Below are 11,815 nucleotides of genomic sequence, written 5' to 3' on the forward strand. Positions count from 1 at the left end.
AATGCGGTGTCTGAAATCGGAAAGGGAGCAATGCTGTGCCTAAACCATGTCCGCAAATATTTTGGTGAAAAGCGGATTCTGCAGCAAGTTGATCTGACGATTGAACGCGGAGAGTTTATCGCCGTCGTCGGGCGGAGCGGTTGTGGCAAAAGTACTCTGCTCCGGCTGATTGCCGGGTTGGAGCAGCCGTCGGAAGGACTCATTTCCATCAACGAGAATGATCCTGCTACTTCTGGAAGCGGGCATACAAGGGTATTGTTTCAGGAGGCAAGACTCCTTCCATGGAAAACTGTATTGCAAAATGTGAGGATCGGTACTCCGGGAAAAGATAAAGCTAAGGCTGCGGAAGCGCTAAACCTAGTCGGTCTATCCGAACGAGAGGATGATTGGCCGCATTTTCTTTCCGGCGGACAGAAGCAGCGCGTTGCACTGGCACGGGCACTGGCAAGTAAGCCTACCCTTTTGCTGCTGGATGAACCGCTAGGCGCCTTGGACGCATTGACTCGGATTGAAATGCAGCAGTTGATCGAACGGCTCTGGCTTGAGCAGGGCTTTACCGTCATTCTCGTCACGCATGACGTCAGCGAAGCGGTTGCCTTGGCTGACAGGGTAATTCTGATTGAAGATGGGGCCATTTCATTGGATAAGCGAATTGCGCTGGACCGACCGCGTGAAAGAGATAGTGGTTTTGCTTATTATGAAAATTTGATTCTCAACAAGGTACTTGGAAGGGAGGAGCCGCTGTTCCAGCGAACGGCCGGTTATACGATATAACGGCGTTATTCAAATAAACTTCTTAAGCGTTATTTGGAAAGGGTGGAGCCAAATGAGCAAATGGGGAGTTGTTAATATGATTAGTCTGGAGCTAATCAATAATCGCGTTTACACTGGAACATTCTTCATGAAATCATAATAGTAAAAAGGACTTCCGATTAGATTGGAGGTCCTTTTCATTGTCATTGCCAGATCCTTTTTTTAGCTCATATTTGATCCGCGGAATTGTCGACACACCTGTTTAAGGATCGCGCTCGGTTTAAATGATCTTTTCCCCATTGTTCGAGACAATCCAGAACGGGACCAAGACTTTTCCCATGATCTGTAAGCGAGTATTCAACCTTAGGCGGAATTTCCGGAAAGACGGTCCGGTGAACGAGTCCGTGATTTTCCAAGTCACGCAAATGCTTTGTCAATATTTTTTGCGTAAGTCCGGGAATAAGCTTCGGAAATTCGCAAAAACGGACAGTCCTTTTTCGTAAATGACACAAAATCAGTAGGCTCCATTTGCCACCGATGATGTTCAGTGTGACGTAAGCGGCATAGTCGTGTTCTTCGTTTTTCACGGTTCCCCCTCCTGTTTATAACTTTCTTATTGGAAACTAACGCGATTAAAAGTGCCTACTTAACAAGCATGCACGTTCCCTTTATGGTAAGGATTGAAATTAATTTTATTTTTTATTATATAGGGAGGCTTCTCAAATGAACAAGAAGGTGTTCGTGACCGGTGCGACGGGCTATATCGGCGGTTCGGTCGCGCTCAAGTTGCGTCAAGCGGGCTTTCAAGTAACGGGGTTGACCCGAACAGACGAGGGAGCTGTCAAGTTAAGACAATTGGGGATTTCACCATATATCGGCACGCTAAACGATTACGAGCCGCTCATACATGCGGCAAAGGAAGCTGACATCGTGGTTAACGCTGCAGACTCGGATAACATCTTCGCGGTGACGACGCTATTAACGGCGCTTGAAGGAAGCGGGAAAACGTTCGTTCATACGAGCGGTTCCAGTATTGTCGGGGATAAGGCGGCGGGAGAATATGCCAGTAAGGTGTATCATGAAGAAATCATCGAACCACTCCCCGAAAAATTGGCGCGCGTCACGATCGATCGAACAGTGCTCGCGGCCGCCAATCGCGGCATACGTTCGATGGTCATTTGCCCCTCGCTGATTTATGGCACAGGCTATGGTATTCATAAGGATAGCATACAAGTTCCTTGGCTGATCGAGCTTGCATTGAAGCGTGGGGCAGCGTGTCATATCGGAAAAGGCGAGAATGTCTGGTCGAACGTTCACATCGACGACCTTGTCGAGCTTTATCTATTAGCGATAGAGCGCGCGCCGGCCGGTTCTTTCTTTTTTGCCGAGAACGGCGAAGCCTCCATGAAAGAGGTTGGTGAGGCGATCAATCGGGCATTCGAATTAGGTCCGGAAACGGAAATGATGAGTCTAGATGAAGCGATTAATCAATGGGGCCCTGAAGCTGCACATTTTGCTTTCGGTTCCAATAGCCGCGTTCGTTCGACAAAAGCGCGAAAAATGCTGGGATGGAACCCGAAAGGGACTGCACTGCTCGAAGAAATTGAAAATGGGTGTTATAAAAAGTGACGTTCTGATATGAGCATGGGAGCCAAAAACTTTCAACATGCAGGCGTTCAGACTGAAAAGTTTGAACGCCATCTTTTGTCACAATGCATAGTTAGACGCAAATTTACTGTAAGATGACAAGAACAAACAGGAATACATCCGCTGGGAAAACAAACCATCAGTGGAACACGTCATAATTTTGCAAGCGTGGGAGAGGTGCTGGAACTGCAAAGAGACCTGACATAAGCCGAAAACCGGTACAAGCATTGTTGAGGGACAAGAACTTGTTCCGATTACCGTAATCGAATCATAATGTAACTTGCTCGTTCAAGCATACATCAAGAATCCATGGCCACGGTCCGTAGCCCGATTCAACGTTGATATGTCCCATTTTAGGCAACATAACGCAAGGAACCCCTAGATTAAAGTACTGGGAAGCATCTTCCACCGAGCAATAAGGATCTGTTGACGATAAAACCAACAACGTTTTTTCCGCAACCATTCCGATCTCATGCATGTTTTCTGGTACAGGGAAAAAAGTCATCACTGGTTCATATTCCAAAAATGGCGAGGGTGGGGCTATAAGAATGGCTCGCTGAATTTTTCGTTTCGGAGTTGAAGCCGCGTAGTGGAACCACATGATACACGCTAGACTATGAGCCACGACGATGACTTCTTCATCGTTTGGAATTTCTTCAAAGACAGAAGATAAATGATTGAGCCAAACATCCCTGTCAGGTTGATCTTTGTCTGGAAAGTCAGGAAATCGGACTGTTATACCTCGTTTTACTAGCTCTTGATGTAACCAAGTTTGCCAATGATCGGGGTCACTGCCGCCGACCCCATACAATAGCAGAAAACTTCTGCTCATGATGAGAGACACCTCCAAAATGTTCGTTGTGATCATTGCACACGATTCCTATCACTTTAATCTTCTTGTTCACCGGCGAACCGCTGAGCAGATTCTTGCCGGGGGTGTCTCCATTGTATTCAACACTTACCAGATAAAATCCTGTGTTTTTTAGCATTCCCTTCAAAATCCACCCGAATGTTGAATATTCATCCCTGACATGTGCGCAAAAGTCGGCTTGATGAAAAGAAGAAGCTGGTTTTAAAGTGAATCTTCTAGAGTATTGCGATGAAAATGGAGAATTCCATTACACCGATTGGGATGAGAAAGAAGGTTTCATTATCGATCGAAACGCTTTGATCACCGCAACAATGAAATTCTTTGGGATTTGTATCTCTAATGGTGGATGCTGTTAAGCCAACTTAAGCCTGAGAATGAAATACAAACGTATTTTAAGCTAACGGGAAACGTTAATTCAAAATAACATGGAGCAGTCCGTCGGTTGGCAGCTGCTTCTTTTTCGTTAAGCTATCGGGCAGGATAAAGAAAATAACACCTTTACTTCAGTGAATATTCTAACTATAATTACAGTGAATTTTTGGTATGTGTGACAGGCGTAAACTTGGAGGCCCACGAGGGAGCACATGATGGTCCAGTGAGAATGGCTCGATCTGGTTTTTAAAAAGTCGGAATAGATTTGTGCTGGATTACCAATCAGATTCATTCAGGGAGGAAACAACATGCTATATGAGTTGCGAATCTATACGATTTACGAAGGTCGAATGGATGCCATTCAAGACAGATTTAAGGATCATACGTTTAGAATTTTCACAAGACTGGGAATGAAGGTCGTGAATTTCTGGATAGATGCAACGGGCCAAAATAAAATATATTATGTGATGGAATATGAGGATATGGCGCAGCGTCAAAGGCTATGGGAGCAGTTTAAGAAAGACATCGAATGGATTCAAGTAAAACGCAATTCGGAAGAAAACGGCGGGCTCATCGTCGAAAAAATTGATGAATATTTTATGAATCAAGCTGAATTTTTCAGATTGGGAAATTGAACTGACGGGAAACGATAGTGAATAAACGAACAGGAAGAGCTGTCGGTGCTGACCAGCAGCTTTATTACGCTAACGGGCAGTTTAGTTCATTTGTTACTACTTGATCTATGTAATTAGTGGGGCGAATAGAAATGGGAATAAAATTAGCAACTAAAAATGAACTCCAATGGGTAAATGAACAGTATCAGAAAATAGGCTTTATGCCGAGTAATTTAGAACATGAAAAAATTGCAATAGTTACACATCAGGATGAATTTGCAGGCGTTGGAAGGATTGTTTATCTTAATGCAGAAGAAGCTGAAATTGGCGGTATATATATATTGGATGAGTTCAGAGGGCTATCGCTTGCAAAGGAGTTAGTTGATTACTTGGTAAAGGAAACGAAAAAAAATAATTTAAAAGAAGTGTATTGTCTGCCATTTGAAGAGCTAAAGCATTTTTATCAAAAATTTGGTTTTAAAGAATTTGACTACGAGGGCAAACCAATTAACAATCATATCCTAAAGAAGTTTCAATGGTGTTTAGACAACTATGAAAAGAAGGTTTTATTACTTAAATTATAATTAAGGACAAAAGCCAGCTGTAAGACGACAAGAACATATACGCTTAAAAGCCGCGTGTCAGCGGCTTTTTTTGTTTTACGATAATGAGCGAAGATTGGCTCGTACTTTCTCGGAGACTCCGATCAGCGAAGCGGCCGCCCGGTATTCTCCCAGCCCGCTCAACGCGCTTGCAAGCCCCTCGACTCCTCGCGCAGGAACCACGTTCCCGGATACGTTTGGCAGATGGCGACGCCTCTCTTGCAATATATCAGTAATATTGTAGATTTGCGTAACGCTGTTCTTAAGTAACTTTGTAATGTAAACTTATACTAGTTATTAATTATTGGAGCGCTCCTATGCGGATTGCGAACCTTACAACGAGGAGGAGAGACCGATGGTCAAATCAAAAGCTCCCAAGAGACCGACAAGGGACGAATTTGTATTAGAGGAGATAGGCAATCAGCTTACAGAGGCTTATCAAGAAGGGTCAGAAATTCTACTTACTGTGTGGGGCTGGGAGGAACCAGTAAGGGGTCAGATAGATCAAATGGACTCTCGGACTGGAAAAGTACACATCAAAAAGGATGGAGTTATTACCAAGGTCCCTTTTATGGATATTATGGAAATGAACTATCCTAGAGATTAGATTTAGTGAAAGGGAAGATTTGTAGATGAGTAATCTCATGTGAATCTTGGAGGGATCAAATGACCGAAGTAGGGCGGGAAACGAATTCCTTTTATCGTATGTTTCAATTAACCGAAACTGGATTTGAATTCATTAGTATCTTACTAATTGTGACAATTATCGTTGGATTTATTGTTGCAGTTTTATTTTTTCGCCATAATTTAACTGGAAAAAGATCATGATCATTGGTGGGGAACTTATAGTACTTGGCTTAGTTTTTAATTTAATTGTAGATTTTAAATTTTGATTTCCAAGTTTAAGCTTCATAGTCATTTTGTTAGGTACCATTACTTGTTTCATTGGATTATGCAGAAAAGATTAACAGCTGAAAAGATAAAATACAAAGACAAGACGTATGTCGAGGGACAAGAACATATTCCCATTGAAGCTGCTTTTTTAGCGGCTTTTTTGTTTTATCGGTACAAGTTCGTGTTTCAAGCAAAGGACAAGAGCTTGATCCGATTGCCGGAATGGACAAGAACTTAGTCCGATTACCGATTAGATGAGTCTAAATGAAGGGCGATGTAATTAAAATGTTGGGCTCAGTGGAATATACCTCATCATCCAGTTGGTGGTCTGTGCTAAGATGAGGGTAAATTATGATTCAAGCTGGGGAACAAGGCTAGAAGGGGTGCACATTGAAGAAAATACTTGTCATTGACGATGAAGCCGCAATCAGAGATTTAATTGAGCTCGTACTGAGAAGAGAAAACTACGTCGTTCAAACGGCTGAAAACGGTAAAGCAGCCCTGCAGCTGCTGGATGCTTTTGGGCCGGACCTGGTGGTCCTTGACTTGATGCTGCCTGACTGCTCCGGATATGACCTGTGCAAGGAAATCACCGGGAAACGTGCCGTTCCTGTGATCATGCTCTCTGCCAAAAATGAGGTAATCGACAAGGTATTGGGACTAGAGCTGGGGGCGGAAGATTACATGACCAAACCCTTTGACAATCGTGAATTGCTCGCTCGGATCAAGGTGATTCTGAGAAGAAACGAGAGCAAGGAGGAATCAAGCGAAGAAACAGAAGTGAAATCTACACGCATTATTCATGAAGAGCTGACATTTGATTTGGAAAGCCGAAGGGTGCTGAAAAACGGTGTATCCGTGTCTTTAACGGCCAAAGAGTTTAAAATTCTGGAAACGTTACTCAAGAGGCCAGACAAAATCTTTACCAGGGATGAGCTGCTGCAGATCGGATGGGGTTATGACTTTATGGGAGACAGTCGCAGTGTGGATATGACCATCATGCGATTACGGAAGAAGCTGGAGGATAACGCGGACGAACCGAAGTATGTCAGGACGATCTATGGATTTGGCTATCAGCTTGGAGGTGGCGAGGCCTGAAGTATGCAACCCGTTTACTGCTGAATTATTTATTTTTCTCTGTGCTGTCCTTTGGCATCATCATTTTTGCGGTGAATAAAGCCATCGATTACTACAGCTTCATTACCATTGAAAAACAGATGATGGAGAAGGCGGATCTGTCCGAGTTGTCCTTCCGTGAGGTGTTGGCACAGCATAGATCATCGACAGGAGAGCCGCAGACAAAAGAAATCGTCAGACTTGCTCTGGAGAAGCTGAAAGCTTCAGGCAAGGAAGTACGTATCTATGATAGCTCCAAGCAGTTGCTGGGCTTGGCTGTGGATGGCATCATCATTCATGATGGCAAACCTCTTATTTTTAAAAAGAATATTGAGAAAGCGCTGAGCGGCAGATACGCCTACACCGTAACGGAAAATCATCTGCTTTATTTTGCCACTCCCATTCAGGATCAATACTACCAAAACGCTTATGTGTATGAGTTCGTGGAGGACATTTCCTATTTTTATGCGATTATGGATCAAATCCGTTATATCCTGTTTGCGGGTGCAGGCGGATTTATTGTACTGATTACGTTATCCAGTCTGTGGATTGCCCGCAACACAACCAAGCCGATTAAGCTGTTGCTTGGCGCTGCGCAAAGTTTCGCTAGACAGGAGTTTCGGAGAGTTCATCTAAATCGGAAGGATGAGCTGGGCATGCTGGCAGATGGGCTGGATTCCATGGGGCGGCAGCTTCATGATTACATTCAGTACCAGAAACAATTTGTCTCCAACGTATCTCACGAGTTAAAAACACCTTTGGCAGCCATTCGTGGTTTCTCTCAATACTTGGTTGAAGGGGAGAACGAGAACAAGGAGCTGCAAAAAATCTATGCTCATCTGCTTCAGGAATCGGATCGGCTGACGCGCTTGATTAATGAACTGTTGTTGCTATCCCGATTCGACAAGGCGGGTTCCAACGAACTGGAAGTAGAGAAGACCGAAATGAACGAACTGATTCAGCAAGTCGCAATGAGTATGGCTGCCAAGGCCAAAGATAAAGGAATCGAGATTATGTTCAGGGAGGCGGAAGCGGAACCGGAGAATAAGCTTCTGACGAGAGTCCACGCCAACGTGAATCCAATGCTGATGTCCCATGCGATCGCCAACCTTGTGGACAATGCCATCAAATATTCAGGCAGTCCTTCGCTAATCGAATTAAAGTTGGAACCTACGCCAAGCGAGGTAGTTATACGGATACGTGATCAAGGTATCGGTATCGCGGGCGATGAGCTGGAGAGAGTGCAGGAACGCTTTTACCGGGCGAAAAATGCAAGCACAGCGAACGGTTCAGGTCTTGGACTTTCGATTTGCAAAGAGATTGTAGAACGGTTTAATGGATATATCGACATGGAAAGTCAGATCGGGGAAGGGACGACCGTTACGATTGTGTTACCCCGTGCGTAGACACGCATGTAAATAGTTAACGTTACAAGACTGATACAATTCTGTTATGAGACTAACAGATTCATTTTTTATAATCACTTCATAAGAAGAAATCGCACTTTTATGGAGGGATCATGATGAAATTGATAAATAAAGCTGCAGCTGGTATCCTGCTGAGTATTTTACTAACGATGGCACTGACGGGCTGCCAGTCCAATGGTGCCAAGTCGCCAGAAGCGGCGCAGAGCTCGGCTGAAAATAACACGCCCGACGAACAGGCCAAAGGCGAAGGAGCATCAAATTCTACTGCGCCTGCTTCAGAAAATTCGGAAGGACAGAGTGCTGAAGCGATTAAGGAAGGTTCGATGGAGAAGGAAGGCAATGTGGTGCTGAAGGAGCTTGCTTTTGTCTATAATGAGCACACCATTGCGATTTCGGATACTGCAAATGAAGATCAGATGGAACAGATGCTGGGCAAACCGGATAACCTGAAATCTCATACGTACAGTGCCGGTGATGGAACAAACATGGATACGTTAATCGGTTTTACAGAAAAGGTTTATACGTATCCTGGTCTGGAGATTAAAACAATCAGTATACCGGAGGGGAAACAAGACTCCATCTTTCATATCGAAATGACAGATCCTAAGTACGCGACAGTGCGAAACATTAAAGCAGGAGATAGCCTGGATACACTCAAAAACGCCTACCCTGAAGGGAAACTGCTTGGTGATGGAGCCCCTAATGAGGAGGATGAATTCCGTTACGAGCCATCCAATTATGTGGATGTGATGTCGTTTCATATCAAGAATGCCAAGGTGGAGAGCATTCAGATCTACAGCCTTCTGGACTAATATTTAGTGATCGATGTTGGTAAGCCATTCATACGATTCGCCTTTAATACCTGCCCGGGAGAGGAGCAGGTATTTTCTCGTGTATAGACTCGCACAACAGCTGTAAGACGACAAGAACATATAGTTGTCGGGGGAGAAGAGCTTTTTTGTGATTACCGAAAAGGACAAGAATATAAGCCGCTTACCGATTAGATAAGCATTGAACTATTAATTAAATTTATTAAGTTAACAGGCAGGGGAGTTTATTGATTTCGCGAATACTCTACATATGAAGTTATTTACAAAGTTCGTAGATAAGACGTTAGACGAAAGAAGTTCATAGTTTAGGAGGAGTCTATGTGATATTAGAAAAAGTTATAAATAGAATTGTAATACAAAGTGAATATAAGGATTTTGTTGTTAAGTATATAGATCATATACTTTCCGAATTTACAGGTAAGATTCATAGCATTTATATGTGTGGCTCGATTCCAAAAGGAACGGCTAAACCTTTTAAGTCAGATGCAGATTTTACTATTGTATGTGTAAATCCCAAGGATATTGATTACGAAAGATTGTCAAATATTAAAGACAGGCTTTTAGAAGAATATCCAGTATTAACTAAGATTGATACGACAATTTGCTCGATTGACGATGTATTAAGTAAACCAAATGAGTGGGGTTTTTGGGTTAAGATCATCTGTGTTTGCATATATGGTGATGACGTTGGTGAAAAAGTACCACCGATCATGATTTCTCCAGAGTTCATTTTAGACTTAAATACAGAGACCAAGGACGAAGTAGATCGTATACATAGTTTACTTTCTAATGCTAGTGATAACACTATGAAAACTAGATATATTAAAGGTTACTCTAAGAGATTAATTCGTGCATTATACTCTTTGATTTTAGAAGATACAGGTGTATGGCAAGATGACATTATTAAGATGAAGAATGCAATATTAAACTATTGTGAGATTGACTCCGCTTTAGTTGATTATCTGTACGCATGTTACTTGGATAGTAATAATGTACTTGTTGAAGAGTTTCTGGAAATTGCCGATGAAGTATATAGCTATTTTGAGAACGCCTTAAATGCAATGGCTGCTTCCAGAAAATCCTTCGATTAACACCATATTGACGCTCCTGATCACTCTGTGAAGCGAGTGACCGCATCCAGACCCCTAAGCCCGTCGGGACCTCACGGCATTAGGTGTTCGGCAAGCCTCACAACTAAAGTTCGGGCCAATGGAAAAAGCCGCCTTCGTCTCGACTGTATGGCCGACAACCCAAGACTAAATTCATACTTGTAAATCTAGGATACAAAAAGAGAGGTGTATTTATGAAGTCAAAGCTTTTATTAGCTATTGTTTCTTTCACATTATTTTTTTCCTTAATGGGTACGATTGAAGCAGAGAGTATTCAACTAAAAATGATACGAGTACTGATTTTAAAAACACGATGGTTCTTTCCCTGGACAGTTCCGTGGCATTAATCAATGGTCAAAAGGAATCGGCTGTAAAACCGATTGTCAAAGATGGCAGAACATTAGTGCCACTTCGTTTGATATCTGAAGGATTTGGTGCAGTAGTAGATTTCAATACAAAAAGTCAGTCCATTCGCATTCAGTATTCAAATAAAACAATTTTAATGAAAATAAAAAATAAAAACATCACTATAGACGGTAAAACCGTTGCTATGGATGTACCTGCAAACATCTACAATGGCTCAACCTATATTCCTCTAAGATACATTGGGGAGGCTCTGAACAAAAAAGTAGTATATCAAAAAAGCACTGAAACTCAGCCATATAGACTTATTATTATAAGGGATGTCAATACTTCAACGATTGAAGAGTCCAAACTAATTCGCGTCTATGGGCTGACCTACGAAGGTAAGAATGTTATTTATAGTGATAAATATTTGGTTGTAATAAAAGAGAACAATAAATTACGGGTAAGCCAAGATTTCTATACGTTCGACGACTTTAGTTATCATGTAACAAATAACGACAAGCAACTTGGAGATATTTGGTTCAAAACTGAGAAGAGTGACTTCTATCTGAATTATGACTTCAATACAACGCAAAAATTTATTTTATATCAGGTAAATGGAGAATCAATTTCAAGAGTAGCTGCTGAAAATGTGCCTATAAAGTCGGTAAAAACATATTTAGGCAATGTCTATTATCTAACTCAGTATCAACGTGGCTTGCTAGATGCCGATCAAACAACCAATTTGAAATATGCAACACACAATAATGGACAATGGTCTTCAGATTATTTAGGTAAGCCTGGATTTTATTATGGGTTTGATACCTTAGGTAAGGTCTATGATTGGACCATTGACAAAGATGGGATCTCTACATTCGGTTATCAACGTGCTGGAAATCTAAGTTCAGATGAAAGAAAAAAAACGTTTGGACAGTACAAAATCAAGCTGAGTGGGCACCAACAAGAGCTTTTGAAGCCATAATGAATTACCATCGTGAGTAAAAGAGGATGTTCCAATAGTAAACTTTGGAACATCCTCAGCAACAAAATAGGATGTTGCTCGTAAAAAACCAAGGTGCTAAGCGTCTATTCTCACTTAGCTAATAAGAGCCGCCTGTCGAGGGACAAGAACATGGTCCCATTGAAGTCGCTATTTTAGCGACTTTTTTATTTTATCGGTATAAGTTCTTGTCCCAAGCCAAGGACAAGAACTTATACCGATTACCGGAATGGAC

The 11,815-nt window shown here is 42.3% G+C and carries 12 protein-coding genes and 1 pseudogene; 11 read left to right on the top strand and 2 right to left on the bottom strand.

What is annotated here, in order from left to right:
* The first annotated feature begins 30 nt into the window (after nt 1-30).
* A complete protein-coding gene (locus C7820_RS07070) occupies nt 31-774 on the top strand; it encodes an ATP-binding cassette domain-containing protein (protein WP_116231668.1) in 744 nt (247 codons plus the stop codon).
* Nucleotides 775-980: 206 nt separating this feature from the next.
* On the opposite strand, the gene C7820_RS07075 is transcribed toward C7820_RS07070, so the two are convergent.
* Entirely contained in the window at nt 981-1,340 is a 360-nt protein-coding gene (locus C7820_RS07075; protein ID WP_116230341.1) for a winged helix-turn-helix transcriptional regulator, read from the bottom strand.
* Between the two features lie 136 nt (nt 1,341-1,476).
* Between C7820_RS07075 and C7820_RS07080 the strand changes: the two genes are divergently transcribed.
* Nucleotides 1,477-2,382, top strand: coding sequence for an NAD-dependent epimerase/dehydratase family protein (locus C7820_RS07080; protein WP_116230342.1), 906 nt, complete (start codon nt 1,477-1,479; stop codon nt 2,380-2,382).
* Nucleotides 2,383-2,668: 286 nt separating this feature from the next.
* Here C7820_RS07080 and C7820_RS07085 read toward each other — a convergent pair whose 3' ends face one another.
* Nucleotides 2,669-3,232: an RBBP9/YdeN family alpha/beta hydrolase gene (locus tag C7820_RS07085; RefSeq protein ID WP_181908957.1), complete on the bottom strand. Its 564-nt coding sequence runs from the start codon at nt 3,230-3,232 to the stop codon at nt 2,669-2,671.
* Between the two features lie 227 nt (nt 3,233-3,459).
* Between C7820_RS07085 and C7820_RS33790 the strand changes: the two are divergent.
* From C7820_RS33790 to C7820_RS07135, 9 genes and pseudogenes are all read left to right on the top strand, one after another.
* Nucleotides 3,460-3,637 (top strand): annotated as a pseudogene (locus tag C7820_RS33790) (class I SAM-dependent methyltransferase); the annotation flags it as partial.
* 314 nt (nt 3,638-3,951) lie between these two features.
* Nucleotides 3,952-4,278 carry an NIPSNAP family protein gene (locus C7820_RS07095; protein WP_116230344.1) on the top strand — a complete coding sequence of 109 codons (327 nt, stop codon included), beginning with the start codon at nt 3,952-3,954 and terminating at the stop codon, nt 4,276-4,278.
* Nucleotides 4,279-4,409: 131 nt separating this feature from the next.
* Nucleotides 4,410-4,841, top strand: a complete 432-nt coding sequence (locus C7820_RS07100) for a GNAT family N-acetyltransferase (protein WP_116230345.1) — start codon at nt 4,410-4,412, stop codon at nt 4,839-4,841.
* A 373-nt stretch (nt 4,842-5,214) separates the two neighbouring features.
* Nucleotides 5,215-5,466 (top strand): YolD-like family protein, encoded by a 252-nt coding sequence (locus C7820_RS07105; RefSeq protein ID WP_116230346.1) that lies wholly within the window; start codon nt 5,215-5,217, stop codon nt 5,464-5,466.
* A 677-nt stretch (nt 5,467-6,143) separates the two neighbouring features.
* Nucleotides 6,144-6,851, top strand: a complete 708-nt coding sequence (locus tag C7820_RS07115) for a response regulator transcription factor (protein WP_116230348.1) — start codon at nt 6,144-6,146, stop codon at nt 6,849-6,851.
* A 71-nt stretch (nt 6,852-6,922) separates the two neighbouring features.
* On the top strand, nt 6,923-8,275 hold the full coding sequence (locus C7820_RS07120; RefSeq protein WP_258875147.1) for a sensor histidine kinase: 1,353 nt from the start codon (nt 6,923-6,925) through the stop codon (nt 8,273-8,275).
* A gap of 113 nt (nt 8,276-8,388) precedes the next feature.
* Entirely contained in the window at nt 8,389-9,108 is a 720-nt protein-coding gene (locus C7820_RS07125) for a hypothetical protein (protein ID WP_258875148.1), read from the top strand.
* A gap of 338 nt (nt 9,109-9,446) precedes the next feature.
* Complete coding sequence (locus C7820_RS07130) at nt 9,447-10,217, top strand: nucleotidyltransferase (RefSeq protein WP_116230351.1); 771 nt, start codon at nt 9,447-9,449, stop codon at nt 10,215-10,217.
* A 355-nt stretch (nt 10,218-10,572) separates the two neighbouring features.
* Nucleotides 10,573-11,562: a copper amine oxidase N-terminal domain-containing protein gene (locus tag C7820_RS07135; RefSeq protein WP_258875149.1), complete on the top strand. Its 990-nt coding sequence runs from the start codon at nt 10,573-10,575 to the stop codon at nt 11,560-11,562.
* The last annotated feature ends 253 nt before the right edge of the window (nt 11,563-11,815 follow it).

The organism is Paenibacillus sp. VMFN-D1 (assembly GCF_003386155.1).
Taxonomy (GTDB): domain Bacteria; phylum Bacillota; class Bacilli; order Paenibacillales; family Paenibacillaceae; genus Paenibacillus_AQ; species Paenibacillus_AQ favisporus.

What these genes read in the sequence shown, in the direction of transcription:
- C7820_RS07070 (WP_116231668.1), top strand. Translation starts at nt 31, where the DNA reads ATGCTGTGCCTAAACCATGTCCGCAAATATTTTGGTGAAAAGCGGATT.
- C7820_RS07080 (WP_116230342.1), top strand. Translation starts at nt 1,477, where the DNA reads ATGAACAAGAAGGTGTTCGTGACCGGTGCGACGGGCTATATCGGCGGT.
- C7820_RS07085 (WP_181908957.1), bottom strand. Translation starts at nt 3,232, where the DNA reads ATGAGCAGAAGTTTTCTGCTATTGTATGGGGTCGGCGGCAGTGACCCC.
- C7820_RS07095 (WP_116230344.1), top strand. Translation starts at nt 3,952, where the DNA reads ATGCTATATGAGTTGCGAATCTATACGATTTACGAAGGTCGAATGGAT.
- C7820_RS07100 (WP_116230345.1), top strand. Translation starts at nt 4,410, where the DNA reads ATGGGAATAAAATTAGCAACTAAAAATGAACTCCAATGGGTAAATGAA.
- C7820_RS07105 (WP_116230346.1), top strand. Translation starts at nt 5,215, where the DNA reads ATGGTCAAATCAAAAGCTCCCAAGAGACCGACAAGGGACGAATTTGTA.
- C7820_RS07125 (WP_258875148.1), top strand. Translation starts at nt 8,389, where the DNA reads ATGATGAAATTGATAAATAAAGCTGCAGCTGGTATCCTGCTGAGTATT.